18 protein-coding genes are annotated in these 20071 nt (G+C 42.2%); 14 read left to right on the forward strand and 4 right to left on the reverse strand.

What is annotated here, in order from left to right; genetic code table 11:
* Positions 1 to 4 precede the first annotated feature (4 nt).
* Entirely contained in the window at positions 5 to 892 is an 888-nt protein-coding gene (locus AN394_RS11025) for an MBL fold metallo-hydrolase (RefSeq protein WP_235575465.1), read from the reverse strand.
* A 238-nt stretch (positions 893 to 1130) separates the two neighbouring features.
* Here AN394_RS11025 and AN394_RS11030 point away from each other — a divergent pair, with 238 nt between their 5' ends.
* Together AN394_RS11030 and AN394_RS11035 are read left to right on the forward strand one after the other, a co-directional pair.
* Complete coding sequence (locus AN394_RS11030) at positions 1131 to 1973, forward strand: isopenicillin N synthase family oxygenase (RefSeq protein ID WP_054551580.1); 843 nt, start codon at positions 1131 to 1133, stop codon at positions 1971 to 1973.
* Positions 1974 to 2145: 172 nt separating this feature from the next.
* Positions 2146 to 3594, forward strand: coding sequence for a DEAD/DEAH box helicase (locus AN394_RS11035; protein ID WP_055021529.1), 1449 nt, complete (start codon positions 2146 to 2148; stop codon positions 3592 to 3594).
* A 52-nt stretch (positions 3595 to 3646) separates the two neighbouring features.
* On the opposite strand, the gene AN394_RS11040 is transcribed toward AN394_RS11035, so the two are convergent.
* Both AN394_RS11040 and AN394_RS11045 read right to left on the reverse strand, forming a co-directional pair.
* Positions 3647 to 4399 carry a DUF3307 domain-containing protein gene (locus AN394_RS11040; protein WP_055021530.1) on the reverse strand — a complete coding sequence of 251 codons (753 nt, stop codon included), beginning with the start codon at positions 4397 to 4399 and terminating at the stop codon, positions 3647 to 3649.
* Positions 4396 to 5010, reverse strand: coding sequence for a hypothetical protein (locus AN394_RS11045; RefSeq protein ID WP_055021531.1), 615 nt, complete (start codon positions 5008 to 5010; stop codon positions 4396 to 4398). The genes AN394_RS11040 and AN394_RS11045 overlap by 4 nt, the downstream gene beginning before the upstream one ends.
* A 155-nt stretch (positions 5011 to 5165) precedes the next feature.
* On the opposite strand from AN394_RS11045, the gene AN394_RS11050 reads away from it, so the two are divergent.
* The 11 genes from AN394_RS11050 to AN394_RS11100 all read left to right on the forward strand — a co-directional run bounded on the left by AN394_RS11050 (position 5166) and on the right by AN394_RS11100 (position 15711).
* Complete coding sequence (locus tag AN394_RS11050) at positions 5166 to 5660, forward strand: NYN domain-containing protein (RefSeq protein ID WP_055021532.1); 495 nt, start codon at positions 5166 to 5168, stop codon at positions 5658 to 5660.
* Between the two features lie 370 nt (positions 5661 to 6030).
* Positions 6031 to 6945, forward strand: coding sequence for an N-acetylglucosamine kinase (gene nagK / locus AN394_RS11055; RefSeq protein WP_054561758.1), 915 nt, complete (start codon positions 6031 to 6033; stop codon positions 6943 to 6945).
* Complete coding sequence (gene nagA / locus AN394_RS11060) at positions 6945 to 8057, forward strand: N-acetylglucosamine-6-phosphate deacetylase (protein WP_055021533.1); 1113 nt, start codon at positions 6945 to 6947, stop codon at positions 8055 to 8057. Before nagK ends, nagA begins: the two co-directional genes overlap by 1 nt.
* 63 nt (positions 8058 to 8120) lie before the next feature.
* Positions 8121 to 9251 carry a transmembrane glucosamine N-acetyltransferase NagX gene (gene nagX, locus AN394_RS11065; protein WP_055021534.1) on the forward strand — a complete coding sequence of 377 codons (1131 nt, stop codon included), beginning with the start codon at positions 8121 to 8123 and terminating at the stop codon, positions 9249 to 9251.
* A 210-nt stretch (positions 9252 to 9461) separates the two neighbouring features.
* Positions 9462 to 10256: a glucosamine-6-phosphate deaminase gene (gene nagB / locus AN394_RS11070; RefSeq protein ID WP_055021535.1), complete on the forward strand. Its 795-nt coding sequence runs from the start codon at positions 9462 to 9464 to the stop codon at positions 10254 to 10256.
* Positions 10257 to 10370: 114 nt separating this feature from the next.
* The gene (gene nudC, locus AN394_RS11075) at positions 10371 to 11288 is read left to right on the forward strand and encodes an NAD(+) diphosphatase (RefSeq protein WP_055021536.1); all 918 of its coding nucleotides are present in this window, start codon (positions 10371 to 10373) and stop codon (positions 11286 to 11288) included.
* A 19-nt stretch (positions 11289 to 11307) separates the two neighbouring features.
* Positions 11308 to 12486 (forward strand): cystathionine beta-lyase, encoded by a 1179-nt coding sequence (locus AN394_RS11080; RefSeq protein ID WP_055021537.1) that lies wholly within the window; start codon positions 11308 to 11310, stop codon positions 12484 to 12486.
* Positions 12487 to 12601: 115 nt separating this feature from the next.
* The gene (locus tag AN394_RS11085; RefSeq protein ID WP_055021538.1) at positions 12602 to 13420 is read left to right on the forward strand and encodes an ABC transporter permease; all 819 of its coding nucleotides are present in this window, start codon (positions 12602 to 12604) and stop codon (positions 13418 to 13420) included.
* Entirely contained in the window at positions 13417 to 14325 is a 909-nt protein-coding gene (locus AN394_RS11090; RefSeq protein ID WP_055021539.1) for an ABC transporter ATP-binding protein, read from the forward strand. The genes AN394_RS11085 and AN394_RS11090 overlap by 4 nt, the downstream gene beginning before the upstream one ends.
* A gap of 2 nt (positions 14326 to 14327) precedes the next feature.
* Positions 14328 to 14702, forward strand: a complete 375-nt coding sequence (locus AN394_RS11095; protein WP_054561750.1) for a PH domain-containing protein — start codon at positions 14328 to 14330, stop codon at positions 14700 to 14702.
* A gap of 220 nt (positions 14703 to 14922) precedes the next feature.
* Positions 14923 to 15711 carry a putative porin gene (locus AN394_RS11100; protein ID WP_054561749.1) on the forward strand — a complete coding sequence of 263 codons (789 nt, stop codon included), beginning with the start codon at positions 14923 to 14925 and terminating at the stop codon, positions 15709 to 15711.
* Positions 15712 to 15768: 57 nt separating this feature from the next.
* Here the strand turns inward: AN394_RS11100 and AN394_RS11105 are convergent, their stop codons facing one another.
* On the reverse strand, positions 15769 to 17619 hold the full coding sequence (locus AN394_RS11105; protein ID WP_054561748.1) for a M2 family metallopeptidase: 1851 nt from the start codon (positions 17617 to 17619) through the stop codon (positions 15769 to 15771).
* A gap of 168 nt (positions 17620 to 17787) precedes the next feature.
* On the opposite strand from AN394_RS11105, the gene AN394_RS11110 reads away from it, so the two are divergent.
* The gene (locus AN394_RS11110) at positions 17788 to 20067 is read left to right on the forward strand and encodes an acyl-CoA dehydrogenase (protein WP_055021540.1); all 2280 of its coding nucleotides are present in this window, start codon (positions 17788 to 17790) and stop codon (positions 20065 to 20067) included.
* The last annotated feature ends 4 nt before the right edge of the window (positions 20068 to 20071 follow it).

The following is a 20071-nucleotide window of genomic DNA, read 5'->3' on the forward strand; positions in this document are numbered from 1 at the left end:
TCAGTTAAAACTGAGCATCAATGTCGCTGCGAAAATTAAAATAACCCATCTCGACAAGGTTGTTATACACACCCTCAATATTCAGTGGTAGCCATTGCTGGTACATTTTTAAATGGCTGTATTTAGGCAAGCTTATTTCTTTTTGTAAGGTCGCAAGGTTTTTACCTTTTAACATGCCATCGCGCACGGCAGTGTGTAAGTCTTGAATATAGTGTAAGTACGAGACAACATCATCGCGGTTGCCAGTATCTGCATGGCCACCTATAAATGCAGCAAACGCAGGTTCATTTAGCACCGCTTTGGTTGAATGCAGCATGCCGTTAATATCGTAACCAATCAGGTTTTTATATGGCATGCGGCCAAGCACAATCCAATCAACAACATAAAGTACGTTGGCAGGCATAAAGCGCATACTGACATTGCCTCGGCCATTATTAGGCCCATAATATTTCAGCTGCACGTAACTATCACCTAAATCGACTTTTAGTGTATCGGTAAATGTAAGATCAGGCAGGGCAGTAGGCACTTTATTTAATTTAAGGTCCTCAGCTGCAAATTGATGAGCAACGACCGTGGTGTTGTTATCGATTAGCTCATTACCGCCCATCGCATGGTCAACATGGCTATGGCTGTACAGCATAAATTTGATTTCGGCGTTAAAGGTTTTCTTGATATAGCTTTTTAAGTATTTTGCGGCATCGCTATTAATAGGATCAGTCACTAAGGCCTGGTTATCAACAATCATAAAAGCGCTGTGATAATGGCCAGCACTAAAGCGATATACGTTGTCTTTAATATTTTCGACTTTATAGTTTGCTTGTTCTGCACAGATGGCCTGATTGGTTACAAGTATCAGCGCACTGAAAAGTAAGATTTGCAGATTTTTGAACATTAGCGATCCTTTTGCGTTGAAATGTGTCTAATTAACCATATCAAAGTTTAGGTAATAGTACATATTATACTACTTAAGGGGTTAGTTGATCTGTATCAAAGTTAAGGAGCTAAGCAAGGTGGGGCGGACATAAGTCCTTATGTTTTTGCCTGTGTTTCTCTATCCTCGCGAAGCGCTATAATGAAGAAATGCTATGCTTAGCACAGACTTCTAGAACCTTATTCACTGGAAAAGACAAATGCAACATTTACCTACCGTTGATTATAAAGCGAGCGATGCGGCCGCTCAATTTGTTGAGTCACTAAGAAACACAGGTTTCGGTGTATTAAAAAATCACCCAATCCCTCAGTCATTAGTTGAGTCTATTTACAAAAATTGGCAAGAATTCTTTAATTCTGAGCAAAAGCACGAGTTTTTATTTTCAAAAGAAACACAAGATGGTTACTTCCCACCATCAGTGTCAGAAGTTGCAAAAGGCTTTACCGTTAAAGATATTAAAGAGTATTACCACGTTTATCCAAAAGGCCGTGTTCCAGCACAGCTAGAAGAAGAAATCCGTGAGTACTACCGTTTAGCGAATGAGTTTGCAGCAACATTATTAAGCTGGGTTCAAGCTGAAGCTCCAGAAGAGGTGCGTGCTAAGTTCTCTATCGACCTTAAAGATATGATTGCTAACTCTGAGCAAACACTCCTGCGTATTCTTCACTACCCACCAATGACAGGTGATGAAGAGCCAGGTGCAATCCGTGCGGCAGCGCATGGTGACATCAACTTATTAACTGTGTTACCTGCGGCGAATGAGCCAGGTTTACAAGTACAAAAAACAGATGGCGGTTGGTTAGACGTACCATGTGATTTTGGTAACCTGATCATCAATATTGGTGACATGCTACAAGAAGCGTCAGGTGGTTACTTCCCATCAACGATTCACCGCGTGATCAACCCAACGGGTAAAGCGTCAACGAAATCACGTATTTCGTTACCATTATTCTTACACCCGCGTCCTGATGTTGTGCTTTCTGAGCGTTACACAGCAGACAGCTACTTACAAGAGCGTTTACGCGAACTTGGTGTTAAGTAAAGATAGGTTATAAGAATAAAGCGGCATTTGAGCCGCTTTTTTTATGTCTTAAATTTGTCTGCTAAGTTCAGCATTAAGTGTTAGTTTGCAAATAATTCCATGCATTATTGACTATCCTAGGTATAATGCGCGCACTTCGCCGTATCGGCTGAATTTTTTAAAGAGAGATAGTATGAGTTTTGATGGGTTAGGTTTATCACCAGCTTTAGTAAATGCAGTTTTAGAAAAGGGCTATGAAGCACCAACGCCTATTCAATCACAAGCTATCCCTGCGATCATTGAAGGCCGCGATGTTATGGCCGCAGCGCAAACTGGCACAGGTAAAACAGCAGGTTTTACGCTGCCGTTAATTGAGCGTTTGTCAAAAGGCCCTAAAGCGGGTGGCAACAAAGTACGCGCATTAGTATTGGCACCAACCCGTGAGCTGGCTTTACAAGTAAGCGAAAATGTTGAGCAATACGCTAAACATTCAAATGTTAGCTCATTTGTTGTTTATGGCGGCGTTAAAATTAATCCGCAAATGATGCGCCTTCGTAAAGGTGTTGATATTTTAGTTGCCACACCTGGCCGTTTATTAGACCTACACAATCAAAATGCTGTTAAGTTTGATGATTTAGAAGTGCTGATCCTTGATGAAGCCGACCGTATGCTTGATATGGGCTTTATACATGACATCAAACGTATCATTGCTAAATTGCCTGCTAAACGTCAAAACTTGATGTTCTCAGCGACTTTCTCAGATGAAATTCGTGAACTAGCAAAAGGGCTCATTAACGACCCCGTTGAAATTTCAGTCGCGGCAAAAAACACCACAGCTAAAACGGTTGCTCAATCTGTATATGCGGTAGATAAATCACGTAAAACAGCATTACTTAGCCATTTGATCCGTACCAATAATTGGCAACAAGTATTAGTATTTTGCCGTACCAAGCATGGTGCAAACCGTTTAGTTAAGCAGCTTGAACGCGATGATATTGTGGGTGCTGCCATTCACGGTAATAAATCGCAAGGCGCTCGCGTTAAGGCACTCGAAGGTTTTAAATCCGGTGAAGTGCGCGTATTAGTTGCAACCGATATTGTTGCCCGTGGCCTAGATATTGTTGAGCTGCCTCACGTTGTTAACTACGATTTACCGAATATTTATGAAGATTACGTACACCGTATTGGCCGTACAGGCCGAGCGGGTGCATCGGGTCATGCTATTTCGTTTGTAACAGTAGATGATGCCGACGATTTGTATGGTATTGAGCGCTTTATTGGTGAGCTTATTCCGCGTGCAACAGAAGCAGGTTTTGAGCCAAGCAAACCAGTTGCTGAAAAGCCGCTAGATACGCGTCCAATCAAGCCGAAAAAGCCAAAGAAACCGAAAAAGCCAAAAGCACCAGCTCAAGATGGTCAAGGTGCAGCAAAACCTGCACAAAAGCCAAAACCTAAATCGCAAAAGCGTCCTTCACAAGGTAAGTGGCAGGGTAAGGGTAAAGAGCAGGGCCAAAACCAAAAAGGCGCTAACAACGGGAATAAATCGAATAACAATAAACCAGCAGGTAATAAACCTGCGGGTAATCGTCAGCGTGTATCGGGACCATCTCGCCCAAGACGTAAACCCGCTGCGGATAGTTAATAACAGTAAAAACAAAAAACGCGCAATTGCGCGTTTTTGTTTTTCTAAGCGATTAAACGAGTTTAATGCAATATAAGGTGGCGACACCAATAAAGAGTGTTACGGTGACACTTAACAAAGTGCCCAGCATGACATATTCAGTGAGTTGTTTTTCGCTACTTTCTTTTAAATCACCAAATCGGAAGATAGACTTGGCCGCTAGCAGAAAGCCCACGCCGCCGTATTCACCTAGCAAGATAAAGCTCAACATTAACACTCGCTCGAGCAAGCCGATAAAATGCCCCGCAGCAGGAATACTGCCCTCATTGTTTATCTGAGTATTGATTTTCTCCAGCATCATGCGAATAAACACAGAGCTTGGGTTAAGCACTAATAAATAAGCTGCAATAACAAACAAGGTATCGAGGGCAATCAGCTTTTGCCACGCTAAGCTATAAAATTCATTCTTATCACTAAGCCAAACGCTTAGCATTACAATCACAACAAGATGCGCCAACTGGTCGAGTAAAAACGGCACTACGCCTTTATTTGAATATGACTTTGCCAAGTCAATGACATAGTGGCTTAGCATAATCGCACCAGCTGCTATCAGTACACGAGAGAACTCTTGCCAGCCGTATGTGTATTCCCACAGTGTGAGCACAGCTAAAGAGGTCACGCCGTGTGTTAATACGTGCAAATAGAGTTTACTGGCACGAAAGTGACGGTTGTTTCTGTCGTGTACCCAGCTCATTGGCTGCCAATAAAAGTCTGCAAGTAAGTGGCCCAATACTAATGCGGTGAGTAATAGAGCAAAACTGGTCATAACAATCCTTTGAGTGTGGTTTGGCTGTAATTTATAAAGCGCTCGATAAGTTGATAATGTGCTAGGTTGAGTAACTTAGTGACATTCTCTCGGCTAGTATTAAGCTCTTTGGCAAGCTCAGCATGGCTATTGTTCTCGGCGGTTAAATAATAAAACAGGGCATTAGCCTGCTTTTGACTCATTTTTTCAAGCAGGACTTCAACAAGCGCAATATTAAGCGCAAAGCCTTCTTCAAGGGCGTTATTTTCAATATTTAACACTAAGCGTTGCTGGCCGATGTTATCTAAACCACGGCCAGATAAGGTATAAGCACTGCCTGTGGCTGTTTTAATATCGGCGCGGGGGTTGTCTAGTGAGCCAATAGCCAAGCTTTGTCGCAGCTCGTAATTGGCTGCTTTCATTTGCAAATACAACAAGATGGCTGCATGACATACAAGCTCAGGCTCTGTTAGCTGTATTTGCAATGCATCGCCACGGTAAATGGTAAAGCTTGCATTAAAGCGTTTAGCAACAAAGCGCAAGCTTTGATCAAGCTGATAAAGCATAGCGTCGTATTCTTGTTGTGGAATTTTTTGTGATTTAATTAAATCACCGCTGATCACCGCAATCATTATGATCCCTTAGATTAAGTAACTTAATTTAGTTACATCGCGATAAGTAACCAAATTTGGTTACTTTGTTTTATGTAACCAATTTAGGTTACTTTTTCGTAAATATCAACCTAGATATGCTACAGTGAACACAAATCACTAAGAACAGAAAAATTATGTCAGTAGTTGATAAGCCAAGAGTCGGTATTTTTGTAGATGTACAAAACATTTATTACACCTGTAGAGAAAGCTACAAGAAAAACTTTGACTACAATGCCTTTTGGGCGCAAATGAGCGAGCGCTACCAAATTGATTGTGCCATTGCGTATGCAATATATCGTGGCGATGAAAAGCAATCGCAGTTTCAAAATATTCTGCGCGCAATTGGCTTTGAGGTGAAACTGAAACCTTTTATTCAGCGCAAAGATGGCAGTGCGAAAGGGGATTGGGATGTTGGCATTACCATTGATATGCTAGAGCATGCCAAGCAGCTCGATAAAATGGTATTGCTTTCGGGTGATGGTGATTTTGCCTTATTACTTGGTCACTTAGCGAATAAGTATCTGCTACCGTGTGATGTCTATGGGGCAGAGCACCTTACCGCTGATATTTTAAAGCAAGCTGCTGCTGAATTTCATTGTATTGATGATTCACTGCTACTATCAAAGTAAAAAAATATTCCTATAAAAATAAAATGTTTAACTAAAGTATTATTTCGGCTAAGCTAACATTAGCTACACTTGATGATAAATAAAGGAATAGTCACGCACAACGCACTAAATTATGCAAAGAAGCATAAATAAAGGTGTTATAGGACATTGTTGATGTGGTTTCTAATTTTCTTGTCTGTTAAATAAAGCGTTTTAATTCAATAAATTAAAAATAAATATGAAAGTTATACGAATTTTTATAAAAAATATAATGACAACGCTGTCATTTGTTGTGTAACATTAAATCAACAAAGGTTGAGATGATTTCGCATTCTGATAAGAAAAATAATGCGATTTAGACAAAAACTAAACGAAGGCTAGGGGTCGTTAAATGATGGCGAAGAGTGTGAATGAGGACCAATTGTTTATTGGTATCGATGGTGGCGGAACGAAATGTCGAGCAACTATCTACTCTGTTAAACAAGGTGTATTAGGAACTGGCCTAGGTGGTCCTGCAAATCCATTACATGGTTTGGAACGTACTCTCGAATCAATTATGGTCTCAACACAATTAGCACTTCGTGATGCGGGTTTACCGCTTGAAACCGTTCATCAGCTTTATGCCGGCTTAGGTTTAGCAGGCGTAAACCTACCAAGCTTGTACGACAAGATTATGGAATGGGAGCATCCATTTAAACAAATGTTCCTCACCACTGACTTACATACAGCCTGTATCGGCGCCCATGAAGGGAGTGATGGTGCGGTTATCATCACAGGCACTGGCTCTTGTGGTTTTTCTTGTGTAAATGGTCGCACAACTAACTTTGGCGGTCATGGCTTTGCTCTAGGCGATAAAGGCAGTGGTGCCTGGATGGGGCTTGAAGCAATAAAAGCAACCTTGTTAGACCTTGATGGCCTAGGTGAAGTAACAAATCTGACTAAAGTGATCACCGAGCATTTTGCAGCTGACAATGCGATGGCGATTGTTGAGAAAATGTCTGGTCAGCCTTCGAGTAGTTTTGCCAAATTAGCCCGCTATGTATTTGAAGCAGCCAATAACAATGACAAAGTTGCGGTTTCGATTGTTAAAGAGGGTGCTGATTACGTTAGTAAATTAGCTCAGCGTTTATTAGAGAATAACCCACCACGTTTATCTATGATTGGTGGCTTAGCTGAGCCATTAAATAAGTGGCTTGCAGAGGATATTGCGAAACGCGTTGAATCTCCTATTCAACCACCGGAAATGGGCGCTGTGTATTTTGCTCAGCAATCTGTGCTTGAACAAAACCAAGAGGTAAGTTTGTAATGACGATTTATCATGCAAGTTCATTGTTTACCGGTGACGAATTTTTATCTGACGTATATTTTAGCGTCGACAATGGTGTGTTTAAGCGTGTTGAAGCAGATGCTAATGCCGTTGCATTAACAGGTTTAGTGGCACCCGGTTTGATTGATGTGCAAGTGAATGGCGGTGGCGGAGCGTTTTTTAACGCTGAACAAACCCCAGATTGCTTAGATAGAATAGCCAAAGCTCATGGTCAGTTTGGTTCAACAGCGATTATGCCCACGCTGATAACCGACAAAGTCGAAGTCATGGCAAAAGCGGCCGATGCCACTGCACAAGCAATTGCTGAAGGTGTTCCTGGCGTAATGGGTGTGCACTTTGAAGGGCCGCACCTTTCATTAGGGAAAAAAGGCACCCACAGCGAGCAATTTATTCGCCCTATTACAGAGCAAGAATTTGCGATTTATGCCCGCCAAGATCTAGGCATTAAAATGGTAACCCTAGCACCTGAGAATGTCAGTGCTGATGATATCGCGCGCTTGGTTGAGTGTGGTGTAAAAGTATCAATTGGCCACACCAGTGCAGACTTTGCGACCACCAATGCAGCACTTGCGGCAGGGGCTGATGGTTTTACCCACTTATTTAATGCTATGTCAGCATTTACATCACGAGAGCCGGGTGTTGTAGGTGCTGCACTTTGGGATGATAACAGCTGGTGCGGCTTAATTGTTGATGGTCACCATGTACACCCATCATCAGCAAAATTAGCAATTCGTAGCAAACAGCGCGGAAAAATTATGTTAGTCACAGATGCTATGCCACCTGTAGGGACTGACGATATGGAGTTTGATTTCTTTGATGGTCGTAAAGTTATTCGTACTGGCGATAGATTAAATTCAACGACCGGTGAATTAGCAGGCAGCGTACTTGATATGGCAAGTGCGGTGCGCAACACAGTGAACACATTGGATGTTAGCCTTGCTGAGAGCTTACGTATGGCATCACTTTATCCTGCACAATATTTAGGTTTACATAAAAAAGGTCGCTTACTGAACGGGTTTGACGCTGACTTTGTGGTGTTAGACGCACAGCAAAATGTACAAGCCACCTTTATTGCTGGAAAAGCGCTATAACAAGCTTCCCTGGTAAAAACCCCGCCGTTGTATCGCGGGGCTTTTTCTATTTAAGGTAATACAATGACAACAACACAACCAACAAGAAAACGTTTGGCATCGCTGGATGCACTGCGCGGCATGGATATGTTTTGGATATTAGGCGGACAGTCACTATTCGCAGCGCTCTTCGTTTTAACTGGCTGGACTGGCTGGAAAGTTTTTGAAGCACACACCGTGCACAGCGTTTGGCATGGCTTCACATTTTACGATCTGATTTTCCCATTGTTTATATTCTTATCGGGTGTGGCGATGGGGTTAGCCCCGAAACGCATTGACCATTTACCCTTTGATGAGCGCAAAGTGTATTACCGCAAGGCGGGTAAACGTCTTTTACTATTGTGTTTATTAGGTATTTTGTATAACCACGGCTGGGGCACAGGGATGCCAATGGCGTTGGATGAAATTCGTTATGCCAGTGTGCTTGGCCGCATCGCTATTGCGTGGTTCTTCTGTGCAATGTTGGTTTGGCATACCAGTTTACGAACACAAATTATTACCGCAGCAGCTATTTTAGTGGGTTATTGGCTACTACTTTGTTTTGTTCCAGTGCCGGGTGGCAGTGCTGGCGACCTTTCAGCAGCAGGAAGTTGGAATGCATGGTTTGATGCACACTTACTACCGGGGATTAGTTATCAAAACCGTGTGGTAGACCCAGAAGGTGTATTGTCGAATATCCCAGCGATAGTTAATGCATTAATGGGTGTGTTTGCAGGTCAACTAGTGGCTCGTGCTCAGCAAATTGGCGAGTGGAAAATGACCGCCTTATTGTTCGCCGCAGGTGTGGTAAGTGTGTGTTTAGGTTGGTTATGGGATTTACAGTTCCCAGTAAATAAAGAGCTTTGGACTAGCTCATTTGTGCTTGTAACCGTTGGCTGGAGTGCCATATTGCTCGCCGTTTTTTATGCACTGGTGGATATTCTGCCAGGGCAACGCGCCGCGTATCTCTTTGTGATCATAGGTGCAAACTCTATTATTATTTACTTAGCGTCAAGTCTTGTGAATTGGGGCTATGTCAGCCAAAGCGTATTTGGTGGGGTGGTTCGAGCTGTGCCAGAGGCATGGCAACCCCTGATGGCGGTATTTGCATTATTAGCAGTACAAATGCTGGTATTGCATTGGATGTATCGCCGTAAGATCTTTGTTAGTGTTTAATAATTATTAGACACTAACAAAAAGAGTAATTTTTTATTCACTTTTACTTTACAAAGATAAAACTAGAAGTGATAATGACAGCGTTGTCATAATGGTTATAGCTACTGCATCGTATCCTGGCAGTGGTTTGATCTAAAACCCAGCTCGATTGCACGTGGGGTTGGGTTTTAGGTCCCATTTTTTTCCAACTTATAATTAGAGCTAATCGATATGCAAATAGTGATTCTTGATGATGCAGCCCAAGTTGCAGCGTATGGTGCCAACATCTTTGCGAAACAATTACTAAAAAAACCAGCCTCAGTACTTGGTCTTGCCACAGGGTCAACACCTGTTGCTTTGTATCAACAACTGATCGAAAAAAATAAAGCTGGCGATATTTCGTTTAGCCAAGCGACAACATTTAACTTAGATGAATACTTAGGTTTAACTGGCGAGCATCCACAAAGTTATCGTTACTTTATGAATGAACAGCTATTTAACCATGTTGATATCGATAAACAAAACACCCATGTACCGCCGGGTGATGCGGTAAACCCGCTTGTTGCTTGTAATGAATATGAGCAAAAAATCACAGCGGCTGGTGGTGTTGACGTACAACTACTTGGTATTGGCCGTAATGGTCATATTGGCTTTAACGAACCTTCATCTGGTTTGACATCACGCACCCGTGTTAAAACACTGACCAAAGCGACAATTGAAGACAATGCGCGATTTTTTGCTGAGGGTGAGTATCAACCGCATTTATCAATCACTATGGGTATTGGCACTATTTTAGAAGCCAAAAAAGTAGTGCTTTTAGCAACCGGTGAAAGTAAAGCTGATGCCGTTCATGCCATGGTAGAAGGCCCGTTAATGGCTAAATGCCCAGCTTCAGCACTGCAACTTCATAAAGATGCGGTGATCATCATTGATAAAGCTGCAGCGAGTCAATTAGAAGATTTAGAGTTCTATCAGCATATTGAAGCTGAGAACCAAAAACTACAAGCGCACCTAGCGACCTTGTAAAATTGTGAGAGAGAATAAAAAAGCCCAGTTTGGGCTTTTTTTATGCCTGTAATAAATTGGGTTTATCATCCGCTTATGGTAGTTTTAGCGAGTAAACTATTTTCAAGGAATGCCATGCTGAATTACTCTCAAATGCCATTGGATCGTGCATCAAATCGTCGTAAAGATCCAAAGTGGTTAAAGGCTCAAATGAATTCTCAGAGTCGCTGGTTATTGGTCAATAACAATCAAAGTTTATTTGTTAAAGACAGTCCTGAAGTGTCTTATTTACGCTTATCTCAAGTGGATCATCTCGACTTATCAAAAAGCATTTTATTGGGTTTAGACGACGATGGTGTGGCTCATTTTGCTTTAGACGTCAGCCATGTTCCAGACTCACTTATTGAGCCTATGCTTAATGGCGCTGAATTTGTAGATATTCGCAAGTTAGGCCCACAAGTTGAGTTAAAACAAGGTTCGATTGCCGCACTGGCAAGGGGCTTGTGTTTTTGGCACGCAACGCACCGGTTTTGTGGCCGTTGTGGTCATGAAAATAATATGGTTGAAGCTGGGCATTCACGATTATGTGAGAACCAAACTTGCCAGCATCAAACCTTTCCGCGAACCGATCCTGCGGTGATTATGATAGTTACTAAAACCTTTTCAGATGGGGTTGAGCGCTGCTTGTTAGGCCGTCAAGCAAGCTGGCCTGAAGGTGTTTTTTCAACTCTTGCTGGTTTTGTAGACCCAGGTGAAACACTAGAGCAGGCCGTTGCCCGCGAAGTTATGGAAGAAGCCGGTGTTGCGGTGACAGATATTCAATATATCGCTTCACAGCCTTGGCCATTTCCATCATCAATTATGTTTGGCTTTATGGCCACAGCGGTTTCAGAAGATATTCAGGTAGATAAAGACGAGTTAGACGATGCAAGATGGTTTAGCCGTGCTGAACTTAATGAATTCGGCCAATGGCATGAGCAGGGCAGTCATCTTAAACTAACCCGACAAGATTCTATTTCTCGATTTTTGGTTGAGCACTGGCGCAACCTGTAAAGCACAGCTTGGACAAATTATGACAAAGACAAATAAAAATACCCAAATCGTCTCTGCAGGGCGTAAAAATGCGTACACACAAGGGGTTGTGAACCCTGTGGTGCAACGTGCATCAACGGTAGTATTCGATTCAGTGGCTGATTTAAAAGCAGCGGCGAAGAAACGAGGCGATAAAACGTTATTTTATGGCCGTCGCGGTACGACGACACACTTTGCTTTGCAAGAAGCCATTGCTGAACTTGAAGGTGGCGAAGGCTGTGCGCTATATCCATCAGGTGCGGCTGCAATAAGCAATGCGCTACTCTCGTTTGTGAAAGCGGGCGATCATATTTTAATGGTGGATACCGCTTACGAGCCGACCCGTGATTTTTGCGACAAAATACTGGCTGGATTAGGAATTGAAACAACTTATTACCCGCCGGGAATTGGTGCAGGGATTAGTGAGCTTATTAAAGATAACACTCGCGTATTGTTTTTAGAATCACCTGGCTCAATCACCATGGAAGTGCAAGATGTGCCAGCCATGGTTGCAAAGGCAAATGAGCGCGGTGTAATGACCATGCTAGATAACACCTGGGGGAATGGTCTGCATTTTAGACCGCTTGAGCATGGCGTAGATATTAGTATTCAAGCAGCGACAAAATATATCGTTGGTCACTCAGATGTGATGATGGGGGTGGCGGTTGCCAATAAAAAGTATTGGCCAACCCTTAGAGAAAATTCATACCTACTTGGTCAATGTACCTCTGCTGATGATGCTTATTTAGCGCTTCGTGGTCTGCGTACTATGGCTGTGCGTTTAAAGCAGCATGAACAAGCCGCCATCGAAGTGGCTAAATGGCTTGAAACACACCCATTGGTTGATCATATTCGCCATCCGGCTTTTGCAACGTGCCCGGGTCATGAGTTCTTTAAACGAGACTTTGATGGCAGCAACGGCTTATTTTCATTTGTAATGAAGCAGGGTAATCAACAAGCGATTGATTCGTTTTTAGATAGCTTGCACCATTTTAAAATGGGCTTTTCTTGGGGGGGGTATGAGAGTTTAGTCACAGCAAACCTGAGCATGAAAGGGCTTCGCTCTGAAACAGGTTGGTCGCAAGGTCCGGTAATAAGGCTACACATTGGTCTTGAAGATGTGGCTGATTTACTAGCCGACCTTGACCAAGCGCTTGCAGTGTACGAAAGCCACCTCTAGGTTAAAAGTTTATACTTTGTTACATAAGACCCGCTTGTCGGGTCTTTTTTTTCTGGTAATTCAAGCTGTTTCAACTTAGTGTAATTCTAATAATAAAATTCATTAAGGATTATGAGTGACGCAGTTACATCCTAAACGTCTTGCACAAATTGCCCAATTTGAGCTAGTACGACTATTTCTGACCAAACGTGGTTTGTTGGCGGTTGCCGCTTTTGCCATTTGTTGGCTACTTATTTTACGCTATCCCATTGCCCAATCTGTGACCTTGATTAGCTCACCTGATTTTGCCGACTTTGCAAGACAAGCATTTGGCGCCATTGGCATCAGTAAATTACTTGATTGGCCTGAATCTGAACTTGCTGTTTATTGGCTGATTGCTTTATTTAGTTTCCCAAGCTTTTGTTTGTTTTTATGTAGTGACCAAACAGTGGGCGATAGACAGCGAGGTACGTTACGCTTTTTATCACTTAGAGCGACTCGTTCAGAAATTATTATTGGCCGCTTTTTAGGGCAGCTACTCATTTTAGCAGCATTGTTGTTTGTTACCTTGATGGCAACGGTTGCAATGCTTGGCTATCGTGAGCCAAGTTTGCTGCTTTCTGGCTTATCGCGAAGCTTTATGTTGTTATTTTATTTGCTTGTTGCGGTTATGCCATTTATTGCGTTGATGAGCTTTTTGAATACATTTGCCCGTTCATCGCGCCTTGCATTTGTATTGGCTATTTTGTTCTTTGCTGGCGGTAATATTGTGATTGGCTTACTAACATGGCAATGGCCTGCATTTGAGGTTTTAAATTACATATTTCCGGGCTATCAACTTGATTTAATGGCAGGCCAGCGTGCAGGTGTCACATTGGCTCTAGGTTTACCACTTTTACAAACGGCAGTGCTACTGGTTGCTTGTGAACGAATTTTTGCGAGGAGCTCATTATGACCGTTTTAATTCAAGCACAAGGCTTGTCAAAAAACTACGGGGCTAAACGAGCGCTCGATAACGTTAGCTTTGAGATAAACAAAGGGGCACCGGTAGCGCTAGTTGGTCCAAATGGTGCGGGTAAAACAACGTTATTCAGTTTGTTATGTGGCTATATTTTACCAAGCTCAGGAAAGCTATCGGTAATGGGGCATACCCCAGGTAATGCGGCGTTATTCGGTAAGCTAACCGCGTTACCGCAAGATGCCCAGCTTGATCCTCGTTTTAGTATTGCGCATCAACTTAACTTTTATGGTCAATTACAAGGGCTCAGTGGTGCGGTTCGTAAAAAAGAAACGGCTCGTGTTTTAGAGCTCGTTGGTTTGTCAGAAGTGGCTAAGCAGCGACCGGATGACCTTTCTCATGGTATGCGTAAGCGAGTGACGATTGCACAGGCATTAATTGGTTCACCTGAAATAGTGATGCTTGATGAAGCAACTGCAGGCCTTGATCCAATTCATGCTCGTGAGGTAAGGGAGCTGGTAAGTTCTTTAAGTAACGAAGCAACATTTATTTTAAGCTCCCATGACTTAACTGAGCTTGAGCGTTTATGCTCTCAGGTTTTACACCTCGATAAAGGGGTGTTAAGTGAGCATCAAGCCCGTTCTAGCACGCAGGATAATAAACACTTTATTACGCTGCAGTTAAATCAACAATATGATGATGTAGAAGCAAAGCTTGCTGGCCTTGCCCATGTACATCATGTTTATATGAGCCAAGCAAAAGAATATGTGATCGAGTTTGAAAAAACCGCTGAGCCTTTTGATATCAATCTTCTACACTTTTGTTATCAACAAGGTTGGCAGTATCGTCAACTGGTGAATGGTCACACACTCGAAAACCAAATTTTTCATAAGGAGAGCTAATTATGGGTCTATTAAGCGGATTAATGGGTAACGCAAGTGAAGTCGATAACGATGATTTAGAAGAGCTGCTTGCTAATACCCTGATTGATGGTGAAACAGTACAAAAAGCCTATAAAGTCATTCGTGATATGTTCATCTTTACCAATAAAAGATTAATTATTATTGATAAACAAGGCGTTACTGGTTCTAAAGTTGAAATGCTGAGTATTGCTTACTCAAAAATTACTAAGTTTAGTAAAGAGAGTGCTGGGCATTTTGACCTTGATGCTGAACTAAAAATTTGGGTTGGTTCAGATCCAACGCCAATCAGTAAAGACTTTAAAGCAGGAGATAACATTAATGAGGTTTATAGAATTATAAGCGAGTTTGCTTTATAAGGTACTGACAAGCTTTATTTTTTCACTAAAAGTTGGTTTAGAGACGCAAGTTTCGGCCAACTTTTTCTTTACATTTGCCGACACTTTATTACAATTAATCAAGTAAAAACAAATGCTTAGTTAAGTTTCCATTCAGTTTTCTCACGTTAGCATGTGCCCAACTTAGCCATCAGGCTAGTTTTCAACAGCAATGAAACAATGTTAATAGGGAAATCTGTTTATGAAAAAGTTAGCAGTTATTATTTCGAGTATGCTTCTGTCAACTGCCGCGACTGCTGCGGATAGTTACCAATCAATCAGCCATTTAGGATACATGGACACCGATGGCAACGACACAGTAAGTGTTGATTCAACGTATTACTTCGCGCCAAAGAAAACAATGGGTCCATACGACCAGTTTGAATACATTAACAGAACAACCAACGTGTTTGGTTCGTACGCAGATGATGACTTTGGTGATGTAACTAACATCGGTGGTGAATACTTCGTACAAGATTTTGTATTTGGTGCGGGTTACAGCAACTACGATTACGGTTCAGATACTGATTTATTCAATGTGTCTGCAGGTTACTTCTTTAATCCTAACCTTCTTCTTAAAGCGACATTTATCGACGTAGAAGACGGTGATAACACTGTAATGTTCGACCTTAAATACAATCACCAGCTTAACAGCACTGATTACTTAGGTTTCACATTCACAGCAGACGATGAGTTTGATTACCGTGCAGTAAATGCAAAATACTTCATGGATCTTCAACAAGGTAACTACCTAACAATTGAAGGTACAATCTCAGATACAGACGATAGCGGTAGCTCTTGGGAACTAGGTTCTAACTACTACTTCTCTAAAGCAACGTCAGCATTTGTAACGTTTAATAAAGAAGATGACTACAGCTTTGGTGCACAGCACTTCTTTAACAAAAACATTGGTTTAAAAGCAGGTTATGCAAACAACTGGGATGACTCAGACTACGATGCATACTTTGCAAACGTAAGCTTACAGTTTTAATCATTAATTTGATGATATAAAAAAGCCCGCATTATGCGGGCTTTTTCGTTTTTATCATTACCAACCGCACTGGCGGCCTTCATTTTGCTCATCAAGGTATTTTTGTAACGGTGCAAAGTAATCTAAGATTGCTGTTGCATCCATTTCTTCTTTACCAGTGATAGTAGCAAGAGCTTCTTGCCATGGGCGGCTTGAGCCCATTTCTAACATAGCATTTAGTTTTTCACCTGCCTCAGCAGAGTTGTATACAGAACAACGGTGAATTGCTTCTTCGTTACCGGCAATTTCACATAAACTTCTGTGGAAGTCGAATTGTAAAATGTGCGCTAGGAAATAACGTGTGTAAGGCGTGTTGCCTGGTACATGATACTTAGCACCTGGATCGAAGTCTGCTTCGCTACGTGCGATAGGCGCTTGTACACCTTGGTATTTTTCACGTAATTCCCACCACGCTTTGTTGTAGTTCTCAGGTGTTACTTCACCCGAGAAAACTTTCCAGCGCCATTGGTCTACTAATAAACCAAATGGAATAAATGCTACTTTGTCTAATGCCATTTTCATTAATAGGCCAATATCTTTAGATTCATCAGGTACTTCGTCTAATAAACCAATTTCTTTTAAATAACCTGGCGTTACAGAAAGAGCAATGGTGTCACCAATCGCTTCGTGGAAACCATCGTTCGCACTTTCTTGATAATAAATAGGCTGCGTGTTGTACGCGCGTTGATAGAAGTTATGGCCTAACTCATGGTGAATAACAGAGAATTCTTCACCTGTGCGTTGAATACACATCTTAATACGTAGGTCGTCTTTGCTATCAATATTCCAAGCTGACGCATGGCACTGTACGTCACGATCTTGAGGTTTAGTGAATAGTGAGCGCTCATAGAAGGTATCTGGCAATGGCGCAAAACCCATTGAGGTGAAGAACTTCTCAGCGCCACGTACCATTTTAAGTTCGTCGTAATCGTGCTCAGCTAATAGTTCTGTTACGTCATAACCAGGATCGGCATTTTCTGGTGCAACAACATCGTAAATGTTACCCCACGTTTGTGCCCACATATTTCCTAGTAGGTGTGCAGGGATAGGCTGGTCTTGTGGTACTTTATCTTCGCCATATTTTTCACCTAGCTTGGCACGAACATGACAATGTAATGAATCATAAAGCGGTTTAACTTGGCCCCAAATACGGTCGAGTTCTTTTGCAAAATCATCGGCTGGCATGTCGTATTTACTACGCCACATAGCACCTGTATCTGCATAACCTAGCTCTTTTGCACCTTCATTGGTGAGGGCAACTTGTTGCTCATAAAGCGGGCGCATAGGTTTTGAAACTTGACGCCAACCTTGCCATAAATCAAGCAATTCATTGTAATCACGGCTCGTTGCCATTTTTGCGGTCATGTCGCCAAGGCTTAAACAGCTACCATCTTCTTTACAGTATTTACCTTTACCATAAATACCCCCTAGCTCAGCCACTAATTGTGAGAGCTTAGCTGTTTTTTCAGCATCTTGTGGTGCAGGTAAGGTAAGCGCTAGTTTAAGTTTATCGAGTTTACGACGCGCATCGTAATCTAGCTCTAAACTATCGAATTTTGCAGCTTCATTAGCAAGGCGAACAACGGCTTCGGTCATCTTGCGATTTACTTCAGCAGATAGTTCCGCAGTATCATGGGTAATGAAGTTGGCATAAATCCATTCAGCACGGCTTGCTTCTAAATAAAGCGCGCTTAATTCTTTTTCAGTAGCGGCGATAAATTTATCGGCATCTTGTGCGGTAACTTGGCTTGTTTTGACTTCAGCAGTCGTTGTTTTATTGCTCGCAGTGTCATCATTACAGCCAGTAAGTGCTAGTGCACTTGCGACCATAAGCGCGCTGATGCTGAGCTTAAATGGAGTCTTTTTCATAACGTTCCCTAGAAGTTTATTGTTATTTATTGCCCATGCATAATAGCAGTGTCTTAGTAAACAACAAACTGCCTAGTTGAAAACAACCTAAGTAAGAGCTGCTTACGTTGTATTTATGGCACGATCAGTCATACTTGAAGCAGTTAATTAAAATAAAAGGATTGCACAATGACGACCGTAATCATTCTGTTACTGGTTGCTGTGATTGTAATTTTTGCGGTGAAAGACATTCGCCTCAATCTTGTCACACGACCTACGTTTAGTATGTTTAAAAAAGTTTTGCCGCCGTTATCGCAAACAGAACGTGAAGCTATGGAAGCAGGTGATGTTTGGTGGGATGGTGAACTATTCAGTGGTAACCCTGATTGGCAAAAACTGCATCGTTTTCCTAAACCTGAACTCAGCGAAAAAGAACGCGCATTTATGGGCGAGCAAGTCGAAACCTTGTTAGCCATGCTTGATGATTATCAAATCGTGCAAAAAGATAAAGACCTACCAAAAGAAGTGTGGGACTACCTAAAAAAAGAAGGATTTTTTGCGTTAATCATTCCTGAAAAATTTGGTGGTCGCGAGTTTTCGGCGATTGCAAATTCAACCATCGTATCGAAAATTGCCACTAAGAGCTTAACCGCTGCGGTCACCGTAATGGTGCCCAATAGTTTAGGTCCAGGTGAATTACTCCTTCATTATGGTACTACCGAGCAACAAGAGCGTTGGTTGCCAAGCCTGGCTAAGGGTGATGATGTGCCTTGTTTTGCATTAACGGGTCCTGAGGCTGGGTCTGATGCAGGCAGTATTCCTGATACAGGGGTGGTTTGTAAGGGCATGCATAATGGTGAAGAAGTGATTGGTTTAAAACTTAACTGGTCAAAACGTTATATCACCCTTGCGCCAATTGCCACAGTGCTGGGTCTTGCATTTAAAATGTACGATCCTGAGGGCTTATTAGGAGATAAAAAAGAGCTTGGCATAACGTGTGCGCTTATTCCAACTGATCACGAAGGTGTACAAACAGGTGAGCGTCATTATCCGTTAAACATGGCATTTATGAATGGCACAACATACGGTAAAGATGTGTTTATTCCGCTTGATTGGATCATCGGTGGTGAAAAGGGCGCTGGTCGAGGCTGGCGTATGTTAGTTGAATGTTTAAGTGCGGGCCGCGGTATTTCGTTACCGGCACTTAGTACAGCCACTGGCCACTTGGCTTCAAGAATGACATCAGCCTATGCAACAGTTCGCCAACAATTTGGTGTGTCGATTGGCCAATTTGAGGGTGTCCAAGAGGCATTGGCACGTATTGGTGGATTAACTTACACCTTAGAATCAGCAAGGCTAATGACCGCAGGGGCGATTGACTTAAAATTGAGTCCGTCTGTGGTTACCGCTATAGCTAAGTACCATATGACTGAAATGGGTCGTACAGTAATGAATGACGCTATGGACATTCATTCGGGTAAAGGTATTCAAGTCGGGCCGAATAACTATCTAGCTCATGGCTATATGGGGATCCCGGTATCGATTACCGTTGAAGGTGCAAATATTCTTACTCGTAATTTGATGATCTTTGGTCAAGGTGCCACTCGCTGTCATCCGTTTGTTTTAAAAGAAATGGAAGCAGCAGCAATGGAAGACCATGATGTTGCCTTAAAAGAATTTGATTCATTACTACTGCAACATATTTTATTTGCTGGCAGTAATGCAGGTATGGCATTTGTGCACGGTTTAACACGCAGTTACTTCGCTAAAGCCCCTGTATGTGGCGCAACTACTGTTTACTACAAACAGTTAAGCCGCATGAGTCGTGGTTTAGCATTTTGTACTGATGTTGCGATGCTAGTATTAGGTGGTGAGTTAAAACGCAAAGAGATGATTTCGGCGCGTTTAGGTGATGTGCTTAGCCACTTATATCTTGCTTCATGTGTACTGAAACGTTATGAAGATGAAGGACGCCAGCAAGCTGACCTGCCATTTGTGCAATATGCTGTTGAGCACTCGTTATTCTGCATTGGTCAGGCATTCGACGGCTTCTTTAAAAACTTCTCTAATCCTGTGGTTAATTTTTTACTAAAACGTATTGTGTTCCCACTTGGTAATCATTACCACCGTCCAAGCGATGAATTAGCTCAAACTATGTGTGAACACATGAGCAAACCAGGAGTCTTTAGAGATAGATTAACCCACCTTTGTTATGTCGATGAAAATGCAGGGACTGGTGTAATGGAAAATGCCTTTTTAGCCATGATTGATACTCATGAAGACTTTAAGCAGCTTCGTAAATGGCAAAAAGAAGGCACTATTGCCAAAAATCTTGAACTTGAGGGCGCAATTGCCGAAGCAAAAGAGAAAAACTTGATTAACGAAACCGTTGCAGAGCGCATGAATCAAGCCAATGAGCTACGTAAACAAGCAATAGCCGTTGATAACTTTGCACCCGGCGAGCTGTAACTTT

This window comes from Pseudoalteromonas sp. P1-26 (assembly GCF_001401795.1).
GTDB lineage: Bacteria > Pseudomonadota > Gammaproteobacteria > Enterobacterales > Alteromonadaceae > Pseudoalteromonas.